Source organism: Microbacterium trichothecenolyticum (assembly GCF_000956465.1).
GTDB classification, from domain to species: Bacteria; Actinomycetota; Actinomycetes; order Actinomycetales; family Microbacteriaceae; genus Microbacterium; species Microbacterium trichothecenolyticum.
Window position 1 is genome coordinate 167,791 of record NZ_JYJA01000032.1, and the last position, 23,168, is coordinate 190,958.

General features: G+C 70.1%; 22 protein-coding genes and 1 tRNA gene. 10 read left to right on the forward strand and 13 right to left on the reverse strand.

Going from position 1 to position 23,168, the window contains the following annotated elements; genetic code table 11:
- Nucleotides 1–162: 162 nt before the first annotated feature.
- Complete coding sequence (locus tag RS82_RS08490) at nucleotides 163–741, forward strand: DUF998 domain-containing protein (protein WP_211255892.1); 579 nt, start codon at nucleotides 163–165, stop codon at nucleotides 739–741.
- 401 nt (nucleotides 742–1,142) lie between these two features.
- Here RS82_RS08490 and RS82_RS08495 read toward each other — a convergent pair.
- Nucleotides 1,143–1,214 (reverse strand) — tRNA-Arg (locus RS82_RS08495).
- 157 nt (nucleotides 1,215–1,371) lie between these two features.
- Here RS82_RS08495 and RS82_RS08500 point away from each other — a divergent pair.
- Genes RS82_RS08500 through RS82_RS08510 form a run of 3 tightly spaced genes read left to right on the forward strand, consistent with a single transcriptional unit; the run spans nucleotide 1,372 to nucleotide 4,453 of the window.
- Nucleotides 1,372–2,175 (forward strand): N-formylglutamate amidohydrolase, encoded by an 804-nt coding sequence (locus tag RS82_RS08500; protein ID WP_045298257.1) that lies wholly within the window; start codon nucleotides 1,372–1,374, stop codon nucleotides 2,173–2,175.
- A complete protein-coding gene (locus tag RS82_RS08505) occupies nucleotides 2,172–3,386 on the forward strand; it encodes a peptidase MATCAP family protein (protein WP_245619555.1) in 1,215 nt (404 codons plus the stop codon). Before RS82_RS08500 ends, RS82_RS08505 begins: the two co-directional genes overlap by 4 nt.
- Nucleotides 3,387–3,409: 23 nt before the next feature.
- Nucleotides 3,410–4,453, forward strand: coding sequence for a glutathione synthetase (locus tag RS82_RS08510; RefSeq protein WP_045298258.1), 1,044 nt, complete (start codon nucleotides 3,410–3,412; stop codon nucleotides 4,451–4,453).
- A gap of 68 nt (nucleotides 4,454–4,521) precedes the next feature.
- Here RS82_RS08510 and RS82_RS08515 read toward each other — a convergent pair whose 3' ends face one another.
- The 6 genes from RS82_RS08515 to RS82_RS08540 all read right to left on the reverse strand — a co-directional run bounded on the left by RS82_RS08515 (nucleotide 4,522) and on the right by RS82_RS08540 (nucleotide 10,317).
- Nucleotides 4,522–4,803 carry a Fe-S cluster assembly protein HesB gene (locus RS82_RS08515; RefSeq protein WP_045298260.1) on the reverse strand — a complete coding sequence of 94 codons (282 nt, stop codon included), beginning with the start codon at nucleotides 4,801–4,803 and terminating at the stop codon, nucleotides 4,522–4,524.
- A 155-nt stretch (nucleotides 4,804–4,958) separates the two neighbouring features.
- Nucleotides 4,959–6,722, reverse strand: coding sequence for a carbohydrate-binding domain-containing protein (locus RS82_RS08520; protein ID WP_045298267.1), 1,764 nt, complete (start codon nucleotides 6,720–6,722; stop codon nucleotides 4,959–4,961).
- Nucleotides 6,674–7,531 carry a polyphosphate polymerase domain-containing protein gene (locus RS82_RS08525; RefSeq protein ID WP_084695529.1) on the reverse strand — a complete coding sequence of 286 codons (858 nt, stop codon included), beginning with the start codon at nucleotides 7,529–7,531 and terminating at the stop codon, nucleotides 6,674–6,676. Before RS82_RS08525 ends, RS82_RS08520 begins: the two co-directional genes overlap by 49 nt.
- Entirely contained in the window at nucleotides 7,528–8,148 is a 621-nt protein-coding gene (locus RS82_RS08530) for a DUF4956 domain-containing protein (RefSeq protein WP_045298269.1), read from the reverse strand. Before RS82_RS08530 ends, RS82_RS08525 begins: the two co-directional genes overlap by 4 nt.
- Nucleotides 8,145–9,299, reverse strand: a complete 1,155-nt coding sequence (locus tag RS82_RS08535) for a bifunctional glycosyltransferase family 2/GtrA family protein (protein WP_084695530.1) — start codon at nucleotides 9,297–9,299, stop codon at nucleotides 8,145–8,147. The genes RS82_RS08530 and RS82_RS08535 overlap by 4 nt, the downstream gene beginning before the upstream one ends.
- Before the next feature lie 4 nt (nucleotides 9,300–9,303).
- On the reverse strand, nucleotides 9,304–10,317 hold the full coding sequence (locus tag RS82_RS08540) for a phosphodiester glycosidase family protein (RefSeq protein WP_045298271.1): 1,014 nt from the start codon (nucleotides 10,315–10,317) through the stop codon (nucleotides 9,304–9,306).
- 286 nt (nucleotides 10,318–10,603) lie between these two features.
- On the opposite strand from RS82_RS08540, the gene RS82_RS08545 reads away from it, so the two are divergent.
- Together RS82_RS08545 and pntB are read left to right on the forward strand one after the other, a co-directional pair.
- Nucleotides 10,604–12,151, forward strand: coding sequence for a Re/Si-specific NAD(P)(+) transhydrogenase subunit alpha (locus RS82_RS08545; RefSeq protein WP_045298273.1), 1,548 nt, complete (start codon nucleotides 10,604–10,606; stop codon nucleotides 12,149–12,151).
- Nucleotides 12,148–13,563 (forward strand): Re/Si-specific NAD(P)(+) transhydrogenase subunit beta, encoded by a 1,416-nt coding sequence (gene pntB, locus RS82_RS08550; protein ID WP_045298275.1) that lies wholly within the window; start codon nucleotides 12,148–12,150, stop codon nucleotides 13,561–13,563. Before RS82_RS08545 ends, pntB begins: the two co-directional genes overlap by 4 nt.
- A 45-nt stretch (nucleotides 13,564–13,608) precedes the next feature.
- Here pntB and RS82_RS08555 read toward each other — a convergent pair whose 3' ends face one another.
- The 3 genes from RS82_RS08555 to RS82_RS08565 all read right to left on the reverse strand — a co-directional run bounded on the left by RS82_RS08555 (nucleotide 13,609) and on the right by RS82_RS08565 (nucleotide 15,841).
- Nucleotides 13,609–13,962, reverse strand: a complete 354-nt coding sequence (locus RS82_RS08555; RefSeq protein WP_045298277.1) for a histone-like nucleoid-structuring protein Lsr2 — start codon at nucleotides 13,960–13,962, stop codon at nucleotides 13,609–13,611.
- A 168-nt stretch (nucleotides 13,963–14,130) separates the two neighbouring features.
- Nucleotides 14,131–15,054 (reverse strand): LuxR C-terminal-related transcriptional regulator, encoded by a 924-nt coding sequence (locus tag RS82_RS08560; RefSeq protein WP_084695531.1) that lies wholly within the window; start codon nucleotides 15,052–15,054, stop codon nucleotides 14,131–14,133.
- Between the two features lie 193 nt (nucleotides 15,055–15,247).
- Nucleotides 15,248–15,841 carry a methylated-DNA--[protein]-cysteine S-methyltransferase gene (locus tag RS82_RS08565; RefSeq protein ID WP_045298279.1) on the reverse strand — a complete coding sequence of 198 codons (594 nt, stop codon included), beginning with the start codon at nucleotides 15,839–15,841 and terminating at the stop codon, nucleotides 15,248–15,250.
- 211 nt (nucleotides 15,842–16,052) lie between these two features.
- Here RS82_RS08565 and RS82_RS08570 point away from each other — a divergent pair, with 211 nt between their 5' ends.
- Nucleotides 16,053–19,799 (forward strand): ATPase AAA, encoded by a 3,747-nt coding sequence (locus tag RS82_RS08570; RefSeq protein ID WP_045298375.1) that lies wholly within the window; start codon nucleotides 16,053–16,055, stop codon nucleotides 19,797–19,799.
- Complete coding sequence (locus RS82_RS08575; RefSeq protein WP_045298281.1) at nucleotides 19,786–20,004, forward strand: hypothetical protein; 219 nt, start codon at nucleotides 19,786–19,788, stop codon at nucleotides 20,002–20,004. Before RS82_RS08570 ends, RS82_RS08575 begins: the two co-directional genes overlap by 14 nt.
- Here RS82_RS08575 and mscL read toward each other — a convergent pair.
- Genes mscL through RS82_RS08590 form a run of 3 tightly spaced genes read right to left on the reverse strand, consistent with a single transcriptional unit; the run spans nucleotide 20,001 to nucleotide 21,383 of the window.
- Nucleotides 20,001–20,423: a large conductance mechanosensitive channel protein MscL gene (mscL, locus tag RS82_RS08580; RefSeq protein ID WP_045298283.1), complete on the reverse strand. Its 423-nt coding sequence runs from the start codon at nucleotides 20,421–20,423 to the stop codon at nucleotides 20,001–20,003. The two genes, RS82_RS08575 and mscL, sit on opposite strands and share 4 nt — an antisense overlap.
- A gap of 43 nt (nucleotides 20,424–20,466) precedes the next feature.
- Nucleotides 20,467–20,766: an FmdB family zinc ribbon protein gene (locus RS82_RS08585; RefSeq protein ID WP_045298285.1), complete on the reverse strand. Its 300-nt coding sequence runs from the start codon at nucleotides 20,764–20,766 to the stop codon at nucleotides 20,467–20,469.
- A 20-nt stretch (nucleotides 20,767–20,786) separates the two neighbouring features.
- The gene (locus RS82_RS08590; RefSeq protein ID WP_045298288.1) at nucleotides 20,787–21,383 is read right to left on the reverse strand and encodes a 5-formyltetrahydrofolate cyclo-ligase; all 597 of its coding nucleotides are present in this window, start codon (nucleotides 21,381–21,383) and stop codon (nucleotides 20,787–20,789) included.
- An 80-nt stretch (nucleotides 21,384–21,463) separates the two neighbouring features.
- Here RS82_RS08590 and galU point away from each other — a divergent pair, with 80 nt between their 5' ends.
- Nucleotides 21,464–22,351: a UTP--glucose-1-phosphate uridylyltransferase GalU gene (gene galU / locus RS82_RS08595; RefSeq protein ID WP_045298290.1), complete on the forward strand. Its 888-nt coding sequence runs from the start codon at nucleotides 21,464–21,466 to the stop codon at nucleotides 22,349–22,351.
- Between the two features lie 23 nt (nucleotides 22,352–22,374).
- The gene (locus tag RS82_RS08600) at nucleotides 22,375–23,004 is read left to right on the forward strand and encodes a GNAT family N-acetyltransferase (protein WP_045298292.1); all 630 of its coding nucleotides are present in this window, start codon (nucleotides 22,375–22,377) and stop codon (nucleotides 23,002–23,004) included.
- Nucleotides 23,005–23,168 lie beyond the last annotated feature (164 nt).

The following is a 23,168-nucleotide window of genomic DNA, read 5'->3' on the forward strand; positions in this document are numbered from 1 at the left end:
GGACCGCCGGGGGATCGGGCGACCACTCACCCTAACGGGGGTGGTCCAGGCGGCTCAGCCGCGGATGGCGAGCTACGGTGGGGATAGAAAGCCGCGCAGGAGGATGCCCGTGGCCGCTACAGGTATGGCTGTCCGATGTTGAGCGCCACGGCCATCGCAGCCATGACTGCGCTCGTCGCCGGCGGCATCACGGCTGGGCTGATCGCGATCCTTCATGTCCTCAAGCCCGAATATGAGCCGTCTTGGCGGATGATCAGCGAGTACTCCGTCGGGCGATACGGGTGGGTCATGCGCCTCGCCTTCGTCACGATGGCCATCAGCCCCGCCGCGACGTGCGTCGCCTTGTGGCCGTTCGGCGGCGCGTGGACGATCGGACTTGCCGCCGTCGCGCTGGGCGCGCTCGGTGCAGCGTTCATCGACGCCGATCCGATCATGACTCCGCGTGCACAGGCCACGCCCGTGGGCAGGGCGCACACGGTCCTGGGCGGTGTGCTGCTGGCCGGCTTTCCGCCTGCGGCGCTGTTCGCAGGGGTTGGGGTGGCGCGCGCGCTCGGATCGGTGCTGGCAGTCGCTTCCGTTGTTCCGTTCGCCGGCCTGGTGTGGTTCCTCGTCGCCGCCGCCCCCGCGCACGGGAGGGGCGGCTCGCCTGGGATCCGAATCGGATGGCCGGACAGGTTCTGCTTTCTCGCCTACCTGGGATGGGTGGTGGTCGCCGCTATCGGTGTTCTGTCCGTCGTGTGATGCAGCAGCGCCGTCGCGAACGCGGGGGCGGCGTCAAGTGCTGCCTCGGCCGACACCTCCGCCGAACCTTCAGTGCCCTGTATGACGACGCACTCGAAGAAGGACTCGCCTCGGGCTTCACCCTCTCCGTCGCGGGGAGGGGATGACCTCGGCGCCACTCGGCCCGTTGTATCGATGGAAATCGAAGCTTCGAAAGCCGGAACGTGACCGGTTGCAATCGCGACGGGCTCGAGGGCTTGAACTACGCGATCGGCCAGCAGACGGAGGCGGGGCCGCGGGCAATGGGCAGCGTGAACCCGTACGAGACGGCGAATGGCCGGGGCTACTGTGTCCGGCGAATGCCCGGGTCAGGCCTCCTAGCTCCGAAATAAACCCCTGGTCAAGAAGGTAAAGAATGGTGTTGCCCCTGGAGGGACTCGAACCCCCAACCCTCTCCTTAGGACGGAGCTGCTCTTCCATTGAGCTACAGAGGCAGGCGGCATCCAGTCTATGACGGGAAGTCCTGCCCGGCCCACGCGCGGCAAGGCGGCCCGATCGCGCGTACCGCCAGGCTCCCTCGCGCGGATACGGGGGCTCCGGAGCCCTGTCAAGACCTTGAGGCCCGGCTCCGCCCGGGAAAACAATGGGCTGATGGTCATCACGGAGCGCTCCGCGTTCGAATTCGTCGGCGATTGGAGCGGACAGTTCATCGCCACGGCGATTCACAATGGGCACGACGTCCGGCCGGAGGTCGCGGCCGAGCTGATCCTGTCCGATGAGGATCGGCTCCGGGAGGAAGACCCGCACACCGATGAGATCGGCGCACTCGTCCCGGCCCGCGTCGTGGTGCGTCGGTCGCGCTTCGAGGTCGACCTGAACCGCTCGCGCGAGAAGGCCGTCTACCGTTCGGCGGAGGAGGCGTGGGGGCTGGAGGTCGTGCGTGATCCACCCCTCGATGGGGCTGTCGTCGCGCGATCTCTCGAGGTCTACGACGCGTTCTACGGGGAGCTCGGCCGGCGACTGGACGTGGTCGCCGAACGCGGCCCGTTCGTGGTGTTCGACATCCACTCGTACAACCACCGCCGCGAGGGTGCGGCGGCGTCCGAGGCCCCCTGGGCTGAGAATCCCGAAGTGAACGTCGGCACGGGATCGCTCGACCGGGACCGCTTCGGATCCGTGGCGGACGCCTTCATCGACTCGCTCACTCAGGCCGGGACGTCAGCGGGACCACTCGACGTGCGCGAGAACGTCCGCTTCCGCGGGCAGCAGCTCGCCGCCTGGACACACGCTCGTTACCCAGGCAGGGCTGCCGTGCTCGCGCTGGAGTTCAAGAAGACGTTCATGGACGAGTGGACCGGCGAGGCGGATCACGCTCGCATCGACGAGCTCGCACGCGCGGTGGCGTCGACGATCCCAGCGCTTCGCGAAGCGCTCGTCGAGGTGGCGACACCGTGACGAGCGACCCGACGCATGCCTCCGGCGCCGGCGGGCCCGAGACCGACGTCATCGAGAAGGGCGCGTTCTCGGCCGCCGACCTGGCGGCGGACCATGCCATGGCGTCGCTCGCGGGGACGGTGCGATTCCTGCTCGAGATGACACCGGTGAACGCGGACGACGTCCGTGCGCAGTTCCTTGCCGACCCCGAGGTCGACCCCGTGTTCGAGTATCGCGCCCTGGATGTCGACCCCGCGGTGCTCGATGCCCAGGTGGCTGCACTGCCGCTCGACGCCGTCAGCGACACCACCCTTGCGGCGCTGCTGCGCAACCGGCAGCGCGAGATGACATTGCGGGTGGAGATGTTGCGCGCCCGGAACACGCCCGAGTTCCTGCAGCTGTCGATCGCACAGTACGGGCCGGTGCTGCCGGCGCTCGTGGACATCGCCGGCGATCTGCTCAGCCGGCTCCCGTACGGGAAGCTCGAACAGGAATCCGTGGGCGCGGAGACGTTCCTCGCGGCTGCCAAGGCCGAGATCGCCCACTACCGGTCGATCGACCCGGATGCGGAGCTCCACGCCGAGATCCGCGACGACGTCTCGGGCGTGCTGGTCGAGGGCAACACACTCCTCATCTCGCGGAACGCGGCCGTGGCCGCCCCCCGCGTCGATGCCCTCCTGCAGCACGAAGTGGGCACACACCTCGTGACGCAGGTCAACGGCCTCGCGCAGCCCATCCGCATGCTCGGCGCCGGGCTTGCTCACTACGACGAGACGCAGGAGGGCCTCGCGGTTCTCGCGGAGATCGCGTGCGGCGGGCTGACCGCTTCTCGGCTGCGCCAACTCGCGGCGCGTGTGGTCGCGGTGCACGCGCTGGTGGGCGGCGCGAGCTTCGTCGAGACGTATCGTCTGCTCACCGGTCACGGCCTGCCCGCGGGCAGCGCCTACAGCGTCGCCATGCGGGTGTACCGAGCCGGCGGATTCACCAAGGACGCCATCTACCTGCGCGGGCTGCTGGCCCTCCTGGAGCACGTGGCGCATGGCGGTGTGCTCGACCTCCTCTTCCTGGGCAAGTTCTCACTCGAGGACCTGCCTCTCGTGCAGGACCTGGCAGACCGCGGGCTGCTCGCACCGGCTCGCCTCACGCCGCGCTACCTGTCGGAGGCTCAGACGGCCGGCAGGATTCACGATGCTGCCCGTGCCGACGACCTGGTGTCGCTGGTCAACGCCTAGCCACCCCTGCTTGAGGAGCCCACATGAGAATCGGTTTCGTCGTCAACGACATCGCCACGGAGCAGCCCATCTACTCGACGACGCGTCTCGCGATGAGCGCTGCCGCACGCGGGCACGACGTGTGCCTCATGGGTCTTCGGGACTTCGGCTACGAACCCGACGGATCGCTCTCGGCGATCACCGCGACCGCGACCTCCGGCAAGCGCTACCGGTCGCTCGAGCGCTACCTCGAAGACGTGCAGTCCGCGACCCGGGCGCGCACCGGGCTCGACGACTTCGATGTGCTCATGCTCCGCGCCGACCCGGCGGCCGAAGCCGCGGACACGGCGTGGGCGAGCACGGCCGGGCTGGCGTTCGGGCGGATGGTCGCCGAGACGGGCGTCCTCGTCGTCAACGATCCGCGCTCCCTGGCCGACGCCACGTCGAAGGCGTATTTCCAGCACTTCCCGGAGGTGGTGCGCCCGCGCACGCTGATCACACGCGACGAGGAGCGGGTCCGCGAGTTCATCGACGAGCTCGGGGGGCGTGCGGTGCTCAAGCCCCTGCAGGGCTCGGGTGGTTCCGGTGTGTTCCTGGTCGACCTGAAGCGGGAACGGAACATCGCCCAGATCGTCGAGGCGATCGCCCGCGACGGGTACGTGGTGGCTCAGGAGTACCTTCCCGCGGCGAAGGACGGCGACGTGCGGATGTTCGTGATGAACGGCCGAGCGCTCGAGATCGATGGCGTGCACGCCGCATTCCGCCGGAGGCCCGGGGAGACGGATGTGCGGTCGAACATGTCCGTCGGCGGGAAGGCCGAGGCGGTGAGGGTCACCGACGAGATGCTCCACCTGGTGGATGCGGTACGCCCGAAGCTCCTCGCCGACGGCATGTTCCTCGTCGGACTGGACATCGCGGGCGACAAGCTGATGGAGGTCAACGTGTTCTCGCCCGGGGGCCTCGGATCCTGTGCCGCGTTGTACGGCATCGACTTCGCCTCGGCAGTCATCGACGACCTGGAGCGCAAGACAGGGATGCGCGAGCACTACGGCAGTGAATTCCCCAACGTCCAGCTCGCGACCGCGTGACGATCAGGACGGCGCACGACAAAGGCCCCGACACCCGATAACGGATGCCGGGGCCCGAAGCGCCGAGATCAGCCCTGGGTTCCCAGGGCGAAGCGCACGGCACCGTCGTTCGACAGTTCGGCGTCGAGCACGCGGTCGTCGAGCGCGGCCGCAGCCCTCTCGTCGAGGAAGACGCGGGCGCCTCCCTCGGTGACGACAGTGTCGGCCGGCCCCGGGGCAGGCGCGACGCTCAGCTCGAATCCTTCCGAGCCCCCAGTGTCGCGGATTCGCACACCGCCCTCGTCAGCAAGGGGCACACGGGCGACGAGTTCTTCGACGGCCTCGGCGGCGGTCTGGGTCAGCGTGAGCATGCTTTTCCTTTCCGTTTGCGGTTCCGGACCGGCCACGATTCCGAGATCGACGTCGGGATGCAACCTCTACGCGCCGTGCGGCGTGCATTCGGAGGGACTTCCCACGTTCGGTCGCCGCCCGCAGCCCGGCGCATGCGGCGACCGAAACCGCCGGATCAGGGACGGCGGCCGCCGCCGCCCATGCCGCCGCCCATGCCTCCGCCGGACACGTCGACCCCCTCCGACACCGTCGCCGCCGTCACGCCGTTCACCGTGATCGTGAACGACCCGCCGTCGGCGACCCCGGGCCCGCTGTAGAACACGGCGCCGAAGCTCTGATCGGCGTCGAAGCTCGCGATCACGGTGCCCGAGGCATCCGTCACCTCAACGGTGTCGCCCGCCGAACCGCTGGCGGTCGCGGCGACCCACTGCTGGGAACCCGTCGGCGTCACCAGCACGGATCCTGCGACGAACACCTCGCCGCCGTCGATCGTGATCGCGCCGTTGGCGTCGAGCGCGCCCTGGCCGCCGGCCGAGCTCGGACCGCTGACGACCGTGGTCCCACCGGTGATCGAGATCGTGCCGTTCGAGTCGAGGCCGTCGCCGACCGCGGCCACGCGCACGTTCCCGCCGGAGATCGTGATGGTCTCGCCGGTGTCCTGCTCGCCGCCGCCGCCCATGCCGCCGCCCTGCGTGTCGGAGGCGGTCCCGCCGGCGCCGTTCACGCCGTCGTCGCTCGACGTGATGTCGACCGTGCCGCCCGAGATGGCGACATCCGTCGCCTCGAGGCCTTCATTCGACTCCGCGACCGTGACGTCGCCGTCGCGGATCTCGAGCCGCTGCTCGGCGTGGATGCCGTCGTCGCCCGCGGACACGGTGACGGTCCCGCCGCCGATGCCGACCGATCCGTCGGAGTGGACGGCGTCGTCGGCCGCCTCGATCGTGACGTCGCCGCCGTCGATCGCGACGACGACGCCCGCGGTGACCCCCTTGGGGGAGTCGTCCGAGGTCGAGGCATCCGTCCCCGCGGTGAGGGACAGGGTGCCGCCCGTGACGACGGCGTCCGTCGCCGCGGCGATGGCGTCGTCACCGCTCGCGGCCGTCACGGTGCCGCCGGTGATCGCGACGAAGCCCTGTGCGGCGTCGTCGGCCTGGTCGCTCTTGAACGCATCGCCGCCGGCGGTGAGTTCGAGCGTGCCGCCTTCGACGGTGAGCGAGTCCTTGCCCCGCAGTGCGTCATCGGCCGCGTCGACCGTAATCTCGCCCGACAGGATCACCAGGTCGTCCGTGCTCGTGACGCCGTCGTTCCCATTGCCCGAGACCGAGAGCGCGCCGGTGCCCGAGATCGTGAGGTCGGTGTCGGCGTAGATCGCGGCGTTCGCATCGGCGCCGTCAGCGTACGACGACGCGTCCGAGACGCTGTTCTCACTGCCGGCCGCCAGCGAGATGGCGACGTCATCCGCGCTCGTCACGGTGATGGCAGGGGAGTCGGATGCTGCGATCTCGACGTCGTCGAGGATCAGCACGACCTGCGCGTCCCCGGGCGCGGCGACCACCACCTGGCCGTCGAGCGATCCGGAGAGCCGGAACACCCCGGCCTCCGTGATGGTGACGGTAGAGCCGTCGACGCTCACGGCCCCGGAGTCGCTCGACGCGGAGCTGCCCGAGAGCGTGATGTCCGCGGCATCCGTCTCGCTCCACTCGTCGTCCTTCACGACCGTGACGTCGGCGTTCGCGGCGAGCACGGCCGCCGCGCTGAGGTCGGAGTCGACGACTGCCGCGGTCTCGGTGGTCGTGGCGTCGGTGGTCGCGGTGTTCGTCGATGCGACGGTCTGCGTCGCGCAGCCGGCGAGCACCAGCGCGGCGACGGCCAGGGGCGCGGCCGCCAGGATCAGGCGGCGACGGTGCTCGATAGGGCGGCGGTGGGGCTGGCGGGGCATGATGCGTTCTCCTTGGTGATGGCGATGGTCGGGTGGGTTGTGTGCGCGGCGCGGTGCGTGATGTCGAACGGACCGCGCAGCAGCCGCGCCCAGCGATTGCGGGGGAGGGTCGGATGAAGCGCCGCGAGGCCGGTGGCGTACTTGCTCACCGTCGCGGGCCGATGACCGGCCCGCCACAGCGCGCGGTCCACATCGGACGGCCGGGCGCCCGATTTTGTCTCGACGATGGCGAGGCCGGGAAGGGCGAAACCGCCCCCGTCGGGCTCGATCCACTCGAGCGCGATGTCGATGGTGGCGCGGCCCGCTCCGCCGGCGGCGAGCAGGGTGGCTCGGCGGTAGCGGGTCAGCAGCGTCGCGTCGAGTTCATCCGCCCGGTCTGCGGCGACCCCGATCGCCGCGAACGCGTCCGCCACATCGTCGCGGGCGTCGTCGGTGAGCCGGTCGCGGTGTCGCGGGTCGTACTCGTCGCGGTCCTTGACGGTCGTGCCACGGGCGCCGCGCGTCTTGATCTCGAGGTAGGACGTGCCTGTGTCGAGGTAGCTGCGCGTGCGCAGCTTGAAGCGTCGTCGTCGTGGCTGCGCGGCCATGTGGAAGCTCAGTAGGTCGGGGGTGTCGAAGTACACGGACTCGTATGCGAAGTCGCGGGCGCCATCGATCTCGAGCACACGAGTGCCGGGGTCGAGCGCGGCGAGCACCGGTTCGAGGCCCGCGCGCGGCACGACGTACTTCCTGTCGACGCGAGTGAGGAGGGATGCCTCGGCCACGAGCGCGTCGAGCGAGACCCGGTCGAAGCGGTCCAAGGCGGTCATCGCGCCGCCGCCTGCATCGCGGGCGCGGTCGCCGCGGTGGCCCGGCTCGTGGTGGGTCGCACGGCTGCCCGCGGGATCCGGTAGCGGACATCGACCAGCGTCGTGTCGTTCACGAGGTCGAGCTCCTGGACGGTGGTCGAGGCGACGGTGCCGCCGAGGCGCTCTTCGAGTTCGGCGCGCAGTTCGCGATCGTCGGAGATCGCCCGGTCGAGGCGCACGACCTGGTGGCGCGCCCGCGAGAGCAGGGCCGGGTGGTCGGCGCCCCACAGCACTGCGAGGATCAGGGCGACGAGCGCCGCCACCGGCCACGGATCGGTCTGGGGGAGTCCGGTGACGAGGCCGATCGCGAGCGCCGCGAAGTAGTACGCCACCTCGCGCTGCGAGATCTCGGACGAGCGCAGCCGGATGATCGACAGCACGCCGAACAGACCGAGCCCGAGCCCCAGCGCGACCTCGGCGGTGCCGAGGACGGCGGCGACGACCATCACGCCGACGTTCACCCCCAGGAACGCGACGACGAGGTCGCGGCGGTGGTGCCGGCGGTAGTACAGGCCGAGGCTCAGCACGAGGGCGGCAGCGAGGTCGATGCCGATCAGGATCAGTGCACTGGTGGTCATGGGTTCCTCCGGGTGGGGTGTTCGGTGTGATCCAGTCGACCCGCTGCCGCTATGGGGTTCCTATGGCGGGAGTCAGCCCGCCTTACGAGTTCGGCACGGGGCTGCTGAGTGCCGAACACGAAGGTGCGCTGCACGCCGTAGCTCGTCACGAACAGAACCGCCTCGGTCGCGACCTTGGCCACGACGAGCGGCACGCCGAAGCGTGTGAGCGCATCCAGCCACACGATGTTCGATGCCAGGAGTGCGACGGCCAGCACGGCGTAGCGGGCGGCCTGCCGCAGCATCCGTCCGCGTTCGGAGAGCGCGCCGGTCGAACCGGCGCGGAAGACGACGCGTCGGTTGATGACGAAGTTCACGGACGCACTCACGCCGCGCGCCGCCACGATGGACGGCACGAGAAGGCCGGTGAGCGCGTGGAGAACCAGCAGCATCACGGTGTCGACGGCGAACGCCAGCAGCGACGATCCCGCGAAGAGCAGCAGCGGGAGCATGATGCGGAGCGAATCCACGATCGGGCGGAAATGACTCGACGCGTTGCCGTCGAGGTACACGGTCTCGATCGGCACCTCACGCGTCGCGACCCCGTCGCGCCGGCAGCGCAGCAGCACGTTCTGCTCGTACGCGAATCGCTCGCCCGGCTGGTCGCGCACCCACGCGAGCAATTCAGAGGGGATGCCGCGCAGCCCCGTCTGCGTATCGCTCAGCGTCCAGCCGGCAGCGAGCCGGAACACTCCCCGGGCCACGGCATTGCCCGCACGAGATCGCAGCGGAACGCGGCCGGTGAACGCGCGGCAGCCGAGGATCAGCGTCGGGGCGCCGCCGGCGGCGTCCTCGCGGAGACCGTCGGCGACCAGGCGGATGTCGTGCACCGTGTGCTGCCCGTCCGCATCGGCCGTGACGACATCGTCACCGGGATGCGCGGCCATCGCATGGTCGAACCCGGTGCGCAGCGCGGCGGCCTTGCCGCGGTTCGTGTCGTGATGCAGCACCGTCGCGCCCTCCGCCGCGACGACGGCGAAGATCGGCGCGTATGCCGGGCCGCTCCCGTCGTCGACGACGACCACCTCGACGTCGGGGTCGGCGGCGAACAATCCGGCGACGACCGGTTCGAGGCGCGAACCCGGCTCGTAGGCCGGGATGAGCACGATCACGGCGTCACTCCGCGTCGGCCGCGGACGCGTCGGCCGCGGACGCGTCGGCGATGTAGAGGATGTCGCTCGTGCCGCGCTCACCGCCGTTGGAGGGCGAGTTGACCACCTCGCCGTTGAAGTACATCGTCGACGAGCCGCCGCCGTCGAGGTTGTACGCGGTGGTGGCGCCGAGGTCGAGCATGATGTCGGCGAGCTCGGTGAGGGTGACGCCGGCGCTGTACCCGGACTGGCGTCCGTCGACGACCACGAACACGAGGTGGTTCTCGTCGATCACGCCGACGGCGGTGCGCGGCTGGTCGCCCTGGATGGAGTGGTTGCCGAAGTTCGTGTCGATCTCCGTCGTCTGGATGCCGTCGACGACGGTGCCGTCCTCGACGATCGCGGGGCCGAAGCTCAGGGTGTTCCACGCGCCGTCGGCCAGCAGCTCATCGGCGGTCGTCGTCGTCTCGTCGTACACCTCGACGCGGCCGTCCGTGTAGAACACGAGCCCCTCGCGGGCGGGCTCATCGCGGAAGACCACCCCGTTGCGGATCACGATGCCGGTGTCGCGGAACCCGTAGTAGTCGCCGTTGATCGCGAAGATCGCGCCGTTGTCGGCGGCGATGCTGCTGGTGAGTTCGGTGATGTTCTCGCCGAACTGGTCCTTCGCGAAGGCGCTCTGCAGCGTGGTCGCGTCCGACAGGGTCACGTCGGCGACGTAGTAGGTCACGGTGTCGGAGCCCGAGCCTTCGGTGACGGTCGAGATCGTGATCGATGTGGCGCCGTCCGCGTACGACGTGCCGGTGACCGTGGCGCCGGTGGCGGCATCCGTCGCCGCATCCGTCGTGGAGTCGACCGTGGAGTTCTGCGCCTCGTACTCCGACACGTCGGCGATCTCGACATGCTCGACGAGGAAGCGGTCGGTCGCCCAGATGGCCCCTGCGCCTCCCGACAGGGCGACGACGAGGCCGGAGGCGATGACGGCGTTTCGGACCCGGCGCTTTCGGGTGACCTTGTTCACGCTGCTCTTGTTGTCCATGCCTCCATGGATATGAGTCCGACTTACGACGACCTTCGCCGCGCGCTATGAACCGCCTGGCGCGAGCATGTGCGTTCGGCCAGACCGCAGCGCGCGACGGAAGAAGGGGGATTGTGGTGCGCGCGGAGCAAATTCTGTGATTCTTGTCATCGTGTCGGGTCGCAATGCACGGGATATCTGCATCGCGGTCTGACATGGTGGAGGCGTCGCCGCGAGCACCGAAGGAGGTCTCGCGGACCTCCCTGTCGCCGCAGCCGACGCTGTCGCACCCGACCCAGAGGAACGCATGACCCGCATTGGCATCGTCGCCGAGGCGCCCGGAGAGACCCGGGTGGCCGCGACTCCGACCACCGTCCCGAAACTCATCGCCCTGGGGTACGACGTCGTCGTGGAAGCCGGGGCCGGGGCCGCCTCGTCGTTCCCCGACGCCGCGTTCGCGCAGGCCGGTGCGGCCGTCGTCGACGGTGCGACGGCGTGGTCGGCGCCCGTGGTGCTGAAGGTCAACGCGCCGACGCCTGGCGAGATCGACCGGCTCGCCGACGGGGCGACGATCGTCGCGATGCTGAGTCCCGCACTGCGGCCGGATCTGGTCGAGTCCCTCGCCACGCGGGGGATCACCGCGATCGCGCTGGACGCGGTGCCGCGCATCTCCCGCGCACAGTCGATGGACGTGCTGAGCTCGATGGCGAACATCGCCGGCTACCGCGCCGTCGTCGAGGCTGCGCACGAGTTCGGCCGCTTCTTCACCGGCCAGGTCACGGCGGCAGGCAAGGTGCCGCCGGCGAAGGTGCTGATCGCGGGCGCCGGCGTCGCGGGACTCGCGGCGATCGGCGCGGCCTCCAGCCTCGGCGCGATCGTCCGGGCCACCGACCCGCGCCCGGAGGTCGCCGACCAGGTCGCGTCGATCGGCGGCGAGTACCTCGAGGTCGTCGTCCCGGAGGAGGCGAAGCAGGTCTCGTCCGACGGGTATGCGAAGGCGACCAGCGAGGCGTACGACAAGCGCGCGGCCGAGATCTACTCGGAGCAGGCGGCCGACGTCGACATCATCATCACGACAGCGCTCATTCCCGGGCGCCCGGCGCCGCGCCTGATCACCGCCGCGGACGTGGCCTCGATGCGCTCGGGCAGCGTCATCGTCGACATGGCCGCGGGCCAGGGCGGCAACGTCGAGGGGTCGGTCGCGGGGGAGAGGGTCACGACCGGCAACGGCGTCGTGATCCTCGGATACACCGACCTTCCCGGTCGGCTGCCTCAGCAGGCGTCGCAGCTGTTCGCGACCAACCTCGTCAATCTGCTCAAGCTGCTCACCCCCGGCAAGGACGGCGAGCTCACCCTGGACTTCGACGACGTCGTGCAGCGCACCGTCACCGTCGTGCAGGACGGTGCGGTCACGTGGCCCCCGCCCCCCGTGCAGGTGTCGGCCGCGCCGGCGAGGGCCGCAGCCGCCGCCCCGGCGGTCGTGGCGCCGAAGAAGCCGATGTCGGCGGGCGCCCGTACCGGCCTCATCGTCGCTGGGATCGCCGCGCTGTTCGCGATCTGCGCGTTCGCGCCGCCGCCGTTGCCGCAGCACTTCCTGGTGCTGACACTTGCGATCGTCGTCGGGTTCTACGTCATCGGCCATGTGGCGCACGCGCTGCACACGCCGCTGATGAGCGTCACGAACGCGATCTCGGGCATCATCGTGGTCGGCGCCATGGTGCAGATCACCGTCCCCGATCTCACCGTGCAGATCCTCGCCGCCGTCGCGGTGCTGCTCGCGTCCATCAACATCTTCGGCGGCTTCGCCGTCACGCGGCGCATGCTCGCGATGTTCCAGAAGGGTGACACCCGATGATCGCGGTGGCCGGCCAGGTCGCGGGCGCCGCCTACATCATCGCGGCGCTCCTGTTCATCCTCAGCCTCGCAGGGCTCAGCAAGCACGAGACCAGCCGTCGCGGGGTCGTGTTCGGCATCGTCGGCATGTCCATCGCGCTCGTCGCGACGGTCGTCCTGGTGGCGACCGGGGCGTGGGGGCAGCCGTCGGGCGCGCTCGGGATGACCCTCCTCGTCGTCGCCGTGCTCGTCGGCGCCGCGATCGGGCTGTGGCGAGCGCGGATCGTCCAGATGACCGGGATGCCCGAGCTCATCGCGCTGCTGCACTCCTTCGTGGGTCTGGCCGCGGTGCTGGTCGGCTGGAACGGCGCCCTCTATGACACCGGACTCACCGGGGTGCTGGCCGACATTCACCACGCCGAGGTGTTCATCGGCGTCTTCATCGGCGGTGTGACCTTCACCGGGTCGATCGTCGCGTTCCTCAAGCTGTCGGCGCGCATCTCGTCCAAGCCGCTCATGCTGGCCGGCAAGAACGCCCTCAACCTCGGCGCCCTGGCCGCGTTCCTCGTCCTCACGGTCTGGTACGTGATCACGCCCGAGCTGTGGCTCCTGATCGCCGTGACCCTCCTCGCGCTCGCGCTCGGCTGGCATCTGGTCGCCTCCATCGGCGGTGGCGACATGCCCGTCGTCGTTTCGATGCTCAACAGCTACTCGGGATGGGCGGCGGCAGCGGCGGGCTTCCTGCTGAACAACGACCTGCTCATCGTCACCGGTGCGCTCGTGGGCTCGTCGGGTGCATACCTCAGTTACATCATGTGCAAGGCGATGAACCGGTCGTTCCTGTCGGTGATCGCCGGCGGCTTCGGCATCGAGGCGCCCACGGGTGGCGACGAGGATCACGGCGAGCACCGCGAGATCGACGCCGAGGCGGCTGCCGACCTCCTCGCGGGCGCCTCCACCGTCGTGATCACGCCCGGCTACGGCATGGCGGTCGCGCAGGCGCAGCACGGGGTCGCCGACCTCGTGCAGAAGCTGCGCGAGCGGGGCGTCGACGTCCGGTTCGGCATCCACCCCGTCGCCGGACGCCTTCCCGGCCACATGAACGTGCTCCTCGCCGAGGCGAAGGTGCCCTACGACATCGTGCTCGAGATGGACGAGATCAACGACGACCTGTCGGGCGTCGACGTCGTGCTCGTGATCGGCGCGAACGACACCGTCAACCCGGCCGCGGCTGAGGATCCCTCCAGCCCGATCGCCGGAATGCCGGTGCTGCGCGTCTGGGAGGCCGACAACGTCATCGTGTTCAAGCGCTCGATGGCGTCGGGATACGCGGGCGTGCAGAATCCGCTCTTCTACCGCGACAACGCGCAGATGCTCTTCGGAGACGCCAAAGAGAAAGTCGACGAGATTCTCTTCCAGCTCTCACGCTCGTGAAAGCTTTCGGCGAATCGTCGATGAAAGGCCGCGAGGCGGCGTGCGTCAGTGCGCCGCCTCGTAGGCTTCGAGAACGGATGCCGGAACCCGGCCCCGCTCGGATACCTGGTAGCCGTTCTGCTTCGCCCATTCGCGGACGCCGCTGTAATCCTGCTGTCCGCTGCGGCGGCGCTTGCGTCCGGCTGAGGCGGCGCTGGACGTCGCTCGGGCGGACGACACCGCGCGCGCCGCGTTGGTGTAGCGCTCGAGGGCGCCGCGCAGTGCGGCGGCATTCTCGTCGGTGAGGTCGATCTCGTACGCGACGCCGTCGAGCGAGAACAGGACGGTCTCGCCTTCGCCGGCTTCCAAAAGGGTTCCGTCGATGTCATCGACGAGCTGGTGAACGATTCTACGGGCCATGAGGGAACAATACGCCGAATTGTCGCCACAGCCTATTGATGAATTCCGCGGCGGTGGATAACCGCGATCCTGCGAGGCAATTTCGGGCGATCGAGGGAAATTCGGACGCGACTGTCCGGAATGGCGGCGATCCGGCGGACCTCTTGCCCGCGGCGCCGACGGCGGAGATTAGGGAAGGATGCCGGCGCGACGCGCGGTGACGACCGCGGCGTGCCGGGTCGAGGCATCCAGCTTCGCCATCGCGGACTGCAGATACGACTTGACCGTGCCCTCTTTGAGGTCGAGGGTCGCCGCGATCTCGGCGTTGGTCGAGCCGAGCGCCGCGCAGGCGAGCACGTCGATCTCGCGCGGCGACAGCCGCACGTCCAGCTCGACCGCCGGCTCCGATGCGTCATGCGAGAGCGCGGCCAGCCGCTGCTCGAGGCGGTCCAGGCGCGCGCGCAGCGCGGGGTCGTCGATGATCGCCGCGATGCTGCGCAGCTCCGCGTACGTCTCGCGCAGTTCCTCACGCGTGGTCGCCGGCATCGCGGCCGGTGCAGCGCGCGTGGGGGAGAGTGTCAGTCTCCGCTGAACTTCGTCGCGGATGCGCAGTTCGCTGGAAAGCTCCTCCGCCACCGCGAAAGCCGGGCGGGCGACGACGTCTCCGACGGGGGATTCGGCCCACGATCCGCAGTAGATGACGCCGCGGGCGCGCCCGCCGACCATGACGGGGACGGCGAACAGCGTCGCGATCCCCTCACCGAGGACGGCGCGGTCGTAGTCGTGCGTGATGCTGCGTGACGACCCGTAGTCCAGCGCGAGCCGCGGCCGCTTCTCGACGAGCGCGCGCCCACCGAGACCGCGAGAGGCCTCCACGACGAGCCCCTGGAGGTTGCGGGTGCGGGCGCCGTGGATGGACGTGACGTGGATCGCGTCGCCGAGCGCGAGCCCGCCGAAGGCGACCGGGAAGCGAGTGCGGCGCACGAGCTCGGCCACCGCGTGATCGAGGGCCTGCGCGTCGCCGGGATCCCCGTCGAGCGCATCCACGACGGCGCGGACCCCCGCACCTGTGTGATCGGGGGCCGGTGCGCGATGTGGGAGGGACGCGCCCACGGCTACCTGCTTCCGGCGTGACGGCGTCCTCGCCGCCCTTCTCGTAGCGTCGACCTTACCATTCGGGGGTATCGCCCTCGGCGGACGGGACGTGTCTTCGAGGAGGATCGCGAGGCCCGCGGGCGTCGCTGTGCCGCGCGGACCTCGCGGCATGCGGGCGGCCTACACGCCCGCAGCCTCGACCGGCTCGGCTTCAGTGCGGAGCCGGAGTCTCGGGTGCATCGGCGGTCGGGGCGGCCGGAAGGCTCGGCCCCTGTTCGAGGTCGATGAGGAGCCGCTTCACCTCAGGTCGCCCACCGTATTCACCGAGCGAGCCGTCGGCGCGGATGACGCGATGCACCGGCACGACGACGGAGAACGGCGTGGTGGCGCACGCGGTCCCGACGGCGCGCGCGGCGCGGGGGGTGCCGGCCGCGATCGCGACCTCCCCATAACTCGCGGTTTCGCCGTAGGGGATGTCGCACACGGCCTCCAGCGCGGCGCGCGTGAAGCCGCGGACGAGCCGCCAGTCCAGCGGCAGATCGAACTCCTCGCGGTCGCCGTCGAAGTACTCGTCGAGCTGCGTCACCGCGCTCTCGAACGCGTCGGCGGCACTGGGGGCGGCGGCGTCCGTGTCGTCATCGGGGACGGGGACGGCGCGCAGCTGCAGGGCGATGCGCTCGATCTCGGAGTGCAGCGGGCCGTCGAAAGGGTGGAGGGTCACGATGCCGTCGCCGGTCGTGACGATCAGGATGTCGCCGATGGGCGACGGGTGGACGCGGTAGCGGGGCGGATCCTCCGGGGTCATGCGACCATCCTGGCGCGCGTCGGGGACGCCGTCGCCGGTCGTCGGCAGGATCTGTGGGAACGAGGCGCGGCACGTCCGCGGGGGAGGAGGGGCGTCGTCCGGACGCTGTTGCCCGACGGTCCAATACCGCGAAACTCAGGTCCATTGCAAGAGCCGGGCACACGTCGCCTCTAGGGTGGCACGTGTGTGGCGAGCAGAACGCAGCGCCGTGTTGGGCTCAGGAGATGCCGAGCGCGGGTACGACGTGACCCCGGGTGATCTGGGTCTCGCCGAACCCGACGTCACCGTCGTGCACGTCGCCGAGACCGAGCGCGATCGGCTCCGGCTGCAGTCCGCCGCCCTGGGCGGCAGGTCGACTCTGCTGCACTTCGTGGACGGGCAGGATGCCGCGATCGAGATCACGAAGGCGCACCCCGGAAGCCTGCCCCAGTTCATCACCGGTCGGTCGACGCTGCTGTCGAACCTCTTCCGCGACGAGGTCGCGCTGCGCAACGCCCGCCTCGCGGCCCAGAGCATCACCGCGAAGGACCAGGAGCTGCGCACGACCCGCGGGCTCGACACCGTGCGGCTCGCGGTCGGTCTTGCGACCTGGCGCGTCGCCGGGATCACGTGGAGCGCGCCCGTGCTGCTCCGCCCGCTGGCGATCCGACGCCACCATGGCGACTTCGAACTCAAGCTGCACGGGACGTTCGCGGTCAACCCCGAGCTGATCCGCGCGATGCGCACGCACTTCGGCATCATGATCGACGCCGGGGGCCTCGCTGCTCTGGCGTATGAGGGCGGCGTCTTCAAGCCGCAGCCGGTGATCGACCACATCCGTGCGCTCACCGCGTCGATCGAGAGCTACGCCGTGAAGCCGCGTCTGCTCGTGTCGACCTTCGCCGATGTCGGCGGCGACATGGCGCTGGACGCGTCGGATCTCGACCATCGGGTTCTCAACGCGCTCGCCGGTCACGTCGCCGACCGTGAATCGCTCACGGTCCGCCGGGACGGACCGGTGCCGACGAGCCCCGACGAGCGTGCCCCCGCCGCCGACATGCTGCTCCTCGACGCCGACTCCGAGCAGGAGCGGGTGCTCGCGCGCATCGCCGACGGCCAGTCCCTCGTCATCCACACGCTGCCCGGCACCGGCGGCACGCAGACCGTCATCAACGCGGTGGGCGCGCTCGTGCGAGATGGCAAGCGCGTCCTGGTGGTGAGCGCGCGCCGGTCGACGCTCGACGGCGTGCGGCATCGCCTCGCGGGCATCGGGCTCCCGGGCCTGGCCGTCTCGCCCGACCGCCTCCAGCGTGATCTCATCCGAGCGATCGGCCGGAACGAGAAGGCCGAGGTTCCGAAGGTCTCCGACATCGACGATGCGCTGGTGCGGCTGCGGGGCGTACTCCGGGACTACCGCTCGGCCGTGACCGCGAAGCATCCCGACTTCGGCGTGTCGGTGCTCGACATCCTGCGCGAGCTCGCCGAACTCGCAGAGCGCGGCGTCGCCCCGGCGACCGAGGCTCGCTTCGACGCCGACGCCCTCGCGAGCCTCGCTTCGAGGCGGGAGGATGCGGCGGCGAAGCTCTCCGCCGCCGCGCGACTCGGCGAGTTCCGTTTCGGCCCCGACGACTCGCCCTGGTACGGCGTCACGTTCGCGACGGTGGAGGAGGCCCGCGGGGCGCACGCGCTCGCCGGCAAGCTGCACCGCAGTGACGTGCCGACGCTGCTGGAACGCGGGTACGAGCTCATCGCGCAGACGCGCATGCGGCCGTTCCAGACCGTCGCCGAGCTGGGCGTGTACCTGCGCCTGCTGCGCGGCATCCGTGACTCGCTCGACAAGTTCAGCCTCACCGTGTTCGAGCGGCCGCTGGCCGAGCTCATCCAGGCGCACGCGCCTCGTCGCGATTCGCCGGAGATGAACGGCGCCAACCGGCGCCGCCTCCGCCGCCTCTCGCGCGAGTATCTGCGTCCCGGCGTCCACGTGCCCGACATGTACGAGGCGCTGGTGCGCATCCAGCAGCAGCGCACCGAATGGCAGCGGTACGTCGATGTGGGCGTGACCCCCGAGTTGCCGCTCGGCCTCGGCGACGTGCAGGTCGCCTGGCAGCGCGTCGACGCCGAACTCGGCGAAGTGGACGCCGTGCTCGGCCGCACCGGTGCCGACAGGCTCGCGACGCTCCCGGTGAAGCAGCTCGTCCGCACGCTCGCCGGGCTCGCCGCGGACTCTGACGTCTTCGACAACCTCAAGGAGCGGGCGACGCTGCGCTCCGAGCTCGCCGCGATGGGCCTCGAACCGCTCCTCCTCGAGCTGTCGGTGCGGCACGTGCCCGAAGACGAGGTGGCCGCCGAGCTCGAGTACGCGTGGTGGCAGTCGGCGCTCGAGCTGCTGCTGCGCACCGACCGTGCCGTGCTCGGCGCGAACACCGCCGTCGTCGACCGGCTGGAGCGCGACTTCCGGCTCGTCGACGAAGCTCATGCCGCAGCATCCGGTCCGCTCCTCGCCGCCCATCTCGCCACGCAGTGGCGGATCGGGATCGTCGACCACCGCTCCGAAGCCGACGGGCTGAAGCAGGCGCTGAAGCGGGGCGCTATCACGCCCGCCGAGCTCGCGGCGGTGGCGCCCACGCTCTCGCGCACCGTGGCGCCCGTCTGGCTCGCCTCGCCCTACGAGGTGCCCCGCATCCCCGAGGCGGTCGCGTTCGACGTCGTCGTACTGGCGGATGCCGGGGCACTGTGCCTTGCCGAGGCCTCACCGGCGCTGCGCCGCGCGGGGCAGGTCGTGGCGTTCGGCGACCCCGTGACGCAGAAGCCCACGCCGTTCCACGTCTCCGCAGGCTCCGCGATGTCGGCCGCCGTTGCGCCGCCCTCGACCAACGGCGATGGCGCGCTCGTCGACGCCGATGACGACGAGGCGCCCTTCGACAGCACGAGTGTCTTCGAGCGCCTCGCCGAGCTGCTGCCCGTCGAGACGCTCACCCGCAGCTACCGGGCCGGCGGGGAGGATCTCGCCGCACTCGTCAACGACGCGTTCTACGGCGGCGAGCTCGTCTCGCTGCCGTGGGCGGGGTCGTACCTGGGGCGCGGCAGCCTCGCGGTCGACTATGTCGAAGGCGGCCACGGCACCCCCGACCCGATCACCGGAGCCGTCGAGAGCCCGGACTCGGAGGTGGCCCGCGTCGTGACCCTCGTGGTCGAGCACGCCGTCAACCGGGGCACCGAATCGCTGATGGTCGTCACCGCGAGCGTGCGGCACGCCGAGCGCATCCGCGCCGCCGTCGAGGCCGCCTTCGCCGGACGTTCCGACGTCGCCGACTTCGTCTCGCGCGACACCGCTGAGCCGTTCGCGGTGCTCACCCTCGAGGAGTCCGTCGCCGAGAGCCGCGACCGCGTGATCTTCTCGCTCGGCTACGGACTCACCAAGCACGGCCGTGTGCTGAGCGACTTCGGCGACCTGTCGTCGCCCGACGGCGAGCGGCTGCTCACGGTCGGCATGACGCGTGCACGCCGCTCCATGGTGATCGTGTCGTCGATCCGTCCGTCGGCCTTCGACGACGGTCGCCTCGAATACGGTGCCGCGACGCTCATGTCGATCCTGGGCGGCATCGCGGCCAGGTCCCGTGAGGCGCGGCTCGAGGACCTCGCCGACCCCCTCACGCGCGCGCTCGCCCGCGAACTGCGTCGTGCCGGGCTCTCCGTCGACGTGCACTACCGCGGCCTGCTGCCGCTCGTCGCGCAGTACGACGGCAAGGCGGTCGTGGTCGAGAGCGATCCCGAGACGATCGGGGAGTCGCTGCGCGAGTCGCTGCGGCTGCGCCCGCAGATCCTGCGCCGGCTCGGCTGGCACTACGTGCGCGTGCACTCGTTCGACCTGTATCGCGACCCGGCCGACGTCGCGCAGCGCATCGCCGCGATGCTGGGCGTGCCGCCCGACGCTCCCCGGGTCGACAACGAGACCCAGCCCATCGATGTCCTCGAGTGACCGGCAGCGGATCGAGCGTGTCAAGGGCTCCCGTCGCGCGAAGCTGACGCCCGCACCGGGAACCACCGCCGAGCCGATCCCGGCCGACGAGAAGACGACGGATGCCGCGCCCCCAGCCGGCCGCAAGGGCCAGGGCAACGCAGCATCCGACTCAGCCGGTCCGAACGATGAGCGCCTGCGGCGCGACGTCCCGCCGCACTACTAGAGCCGCGAGCTGGTGCTCTGCTTCTCGAGGATGTCGCGGATCTGCACCAGGATCTCCTGCTCGGTCGGGAGCTTCGGCTCCTCGTCGGCAGGGGTGATGCCGGCCTTCGCGGCCGCGCGCTCCTTGAGCACGTTCATGGGGTGCACGAAGACGAAATAGACGACGATCGCGACCGCGATGAACGCGATCAGCGCGTTGATGAGATCGCTGATCGGAAAGGTGACCGGCCCCCACAGACCGTTCACCGTGATGCCGATCTCGCCGTTCGCATCCGGCTTCCACACCAGCGCGATGATCGGGTTGATGATGCTCGAGACGATCGCGTTGACGACGGCCGTGAATGCGGCGCCGATGACGACCGCGACGGCCAGGTCGATGACGTTTCCGCGGAGAATGAATTCCTTGAAACCCTTGATCACGAGTACCCCCTGAGGTGTCTCCCGCGCCTGGGGCGCCGGAGGATCAGGCTCCGGACGACGCGGGCGAGGCTTTCGCCTCGGTCTTCGATGATGTCGAAGTCGACGAGGACGCGCCACCCGGGGCATCCGTTCCGCCGCCCGATCCCGACCCGCCGGACTTCGCGCCGGCGCGGGAATCGGTGCGGTAGAAGCCCGAACCGTTGAAGGTGACGCCGATCGAGCCGTACTCCTTGCGCAACGCTCCGCCGCACTCCGGGCACTCGGTCAGGGTCGGGTCGGCGAAGGACTGCACGGCGTCGAAGCGGTGACCGCACTGCTTGCAGGCGTAGGCGTAAGTGGGCATGGATTCTCTCGGTTCGGCTGTCAGCGCCGCGTGGGCGCGAGGGTGATGGTGCGCGTGGGCGTGATGACACCCGTGACGCGCTCGTCGAGTTCGTCGCTCGGCACTTCGTCCACGAACTCGGAGTCGAAGACGACCGCGTAGACGGGAGGGCACCGCTCCATCGACCCGAGGGTCTTGTCGTAGAAGCCGCGTCCCCAGCCGAGCCGCATCCCGGTGCGGTCGACGGAGGCCGCGGGGATGACGAGGAGGTCGACGTCGTTGACCGCGATCGGGCCCAGCAGTTCGCCGACGGGCTCGGGCAGTCCGTACATGCCCTCGGCGATGTCGCCCTCGGGGGTGGCGACCGCCCAGTCGAGGAGGCCGTCCGCGCGCGTCACGGGGAGCAGGACACGGATGCCGCGGGCCACGGCATCCGCCACGAAAGAGCGGGTGCCCGGCTCTGCCGTGGTCGAGAGGAAGCAAGAGATCGAGCGGGCGCCGTGCTCGGCGACCAGGGCGTCGAGCTGGGCGTGGATGCCCGCCTCGGCGGTCTCGCGCGCCTGCGGCGAGAGGCACTGGCGTCGCTCGCGGAGCTCGGCGCGCAGGGCGCGCTTGGCATCGGCGATCGCGTCGGACATGGTGTCGATTGTACGGCGCGCAGTATCGCACACCGTCCGTCCGGGCGAGAAGGCCTGGTCGCCGCACCTAGACTCTCCCCATGGCGCACACCTCCATCAAGGCAGTCATCCCCGCTGCGGGCCTCGGCACCCGCTTCCTTCCCGCGACGAAGGCGATGCCGAAGGAGATGCTTCCCGTCGTCGACAAGCCGGCGATCCAGTACGTGGTCGAAGAGGCCGCGCAGGCCGGCATCGACGACATCCTGGTGATCATCGGGCGCAACAAGAACGCGATCTCGAACCACTTCGACTCGGTCCCCGAGCTGGAGGAGAAGCTGAAGGACAAGGGCGACATCGACCGCCTGCACCGGGTGCTGGAGTCGAGCGACCTCGCCGACATCCACTTCGTGCGCCAGGGCGAGCCCAAGGGTCTCGGTCACGCCGTGCTGCGCGCGAAGGCCCACGTCGGCGACTCCTCGTTCGCCGTGATGCTCGGTGACGACCTCATCGACGAGCGCGACGAGCTGCTCACCACGATGATCGCGGAGCACGAGCGCACCGGAGCGGCGATCATCGCCCTCATGGAGGTCGACCCCGAGCACATCAACCTCTATGGCGTCGCGTCGGTGGAGTCCACCGACAGCAACGGCATCGTGAAGGTCAACGGGCTCGTCGAGAAGCCCAAGGCCGAGGACGCACCGTCGAATCTGGCCGTCATCGGCCGATACGTCCTCTCGCCGAACGTGTTCGAGATCCTCGAGCGCACCGAGCCCGGCAAGGGCGGCGAGATCCAGCTCACCGACGCACTTCAGGAGCTCGCGGCCGACCCCGATGGCCCCGGCGTCTACGGCGTGGTTTTCCGTGGCCGTCGCTACGACACCGGCGATAGGGTGGATTACATCAAGGCCATCGTGCAGCTGGCGGCCGATCGCGAAGATCTCGGTCCCGCACTGCGTCCCTGGTTCAAGGATTTCGCGGCGAACCTCTGACGCCGCCCGTTCGAGGGGGTCTCGTGGATCTGTCGGCTCCCCGCAGGCACGGCTCGGTGGCGATCCGGCTCGTCCGCCAGCGCGACGCGCGCGTGCTGCAGAACGAGCTGCTCTCGAACCGCGGCTGGCTGCGCCCGTGGGAGGCGACCAGTCCCGACGGCCCGGTGTCGTTCGACATGCGTGTCGGCATCCGACGGCTGCTGCAGCAGTACCGCGACGGCGCCGGCGTGCCGTTCGTCATGGAGTCCGACGGTGAGATCGCGGGCCAGCTGAACGTGTGGGGCGTCGCCCGGGGCTCGCTCGCGTCCGCGACGATCGGGTACTGGGTGAGCGAGCGGTTCGCCGGGCGCGGCATCACTCCGACGGCGGTGGCCCTCGCGACCGACATCTGCTTCTCCGAGCTGCGGCTGCACCGCATGGAGATCTGCATCCGTCCCGAGAACCGGGCCAGCCTGCGCGTGGTCGAGAAGCTCGGCTTCCGCTACGAAGGCCTGCGCCGACGCTTCATCCACATCGACGGCGACTGGCGCGACCACTACGCGTTCGCCCTCGTCCGCGAGGACGTTCCCGAGGGTGTGCTCCAGCGCTGGGTGTCGGGTCGCGTTCCCCAGGATGCGGCCACGGTTCCGCCCGCGGACCGGCTGCACGCATAGGTCGTCCGGTTGCCGATCTCCACCCCTGCCGACGGGCGGGCCCAAATCGCGCTGACGGAAACACGAGACGACCCGTCTTGCGTGACACGCGGACGGATGTGGGGGACACCGCCGTCCGGTCGCTTACCGTGGTGACCATGGGCGGGCAGGTGTGGGGTCCGTCC

Coding starts and splice junctions, on each gene's coding strand:
- RS82_RS08555 (WP_045298277.1), bottom strand. CDS start 13,962: ATGGCCCGTAGAATCGTTCACCAGCTCGTCGATGACATCGACGGAACC.
- RS82_RS08520 (WP_045298267.1), bottom strand. CDS start 6,722: ATGCCCCGCCAGCCCCACCGCCGCCCTATCGAGCACCGTCGCCGCCTG.
- RS82_RS08530 (WP_045298269.1), bottom strand. CDS start 8,148: ATGACCACCAGTGCACTGATCCTGATCGGCATCGACCTCGCTGCCGCC.
- RS82_RS08500 (WP_045298257.1), top strand. CDS start 1,372: ATGGTCATCACGGAGCGCTCCGCGTTCGAATTCGTCGGCGATTGGAGC.
- RS82_RS08525 (WP_084695529.1), bottom strand. CDS start 7,531: ATGACCGCCTTGGACCGCTTCGACCGGGTCTCGCTCGACGCGCTCGTG.
- RS82_RS08540 (WP_045298271.1), bottom strand. CDS start 10,317: ATGGACAACAAGAGCAGCGTGAACAAGGTCACCCGAAAGCGCCGGGTC.
- RS82_RS08490 (WP_211255892.1), top strand. CDS start 163: ATGACTGCGCTCGTCGCCGGCGGCATCACGGCTGGGCTGATCGCGATC.
- RS82_RS08590 (WP_045298288.1), bottom strand. CDS start 21,383: ATGTCCGACGCGATCGCCGATGCCAAGCGCGCCCTGCGCGCCGAGCTC.
- RS82_RS08565 (WP_045298279.1), bottom strand. CDS start 15,841: ATGACCCCGGAGGATCCGCCCCGCTACCGCGTCCACCCGTCGCCCATC.
- galU (WP_045298290.1), top strand. CDS start 21,464: ATGGCGCACACCTCCATCAAGGCAGTCATCCCCGCTGCGGGCCTCGGC.
- RS82_RS08510 (WP_045298258.1), top strand. CDS start 3,410: ATGAGAATCGGTTTCGTCGTCAACGACATCGCCACGGAGCAGCCCATC.
- RS82_RS08515 (WP_045298260.1), bottom strand. CDS start 4,803: ATGCTCACGCTGACCCAGACCGCCGCCGAGGCCGTCGAAGAACTCGTC.
- RS82_RS08545 (WP_045298273.1), top strand. CDS start 10,604: ATGACCCGCATTGGCATCGTCGCCGAGGCGCCCGGAGAGACCCGGGTG.
- RS82_RS08575 (WP_045298281.1), top strand. CDS start 19,786: ATGTCCTCGAGTGACCGGCAGCGGATCGAGCGTGTCAAGGGCTCCCGT.
- RS82_RS08585 (WP_045298285.1), bottom strand. CDS start 20,766: ATGCCCACTTACGCCTACGCCTGCAAGCAGTGCGGTCACCGCTTCGAC.
- pntB (WP_045298275.1), top strand. CDS start 12,148: ATGATCGCGGTGGCCGGCCAGGTCGCGGGCGCCGCCTACATCATCGCG.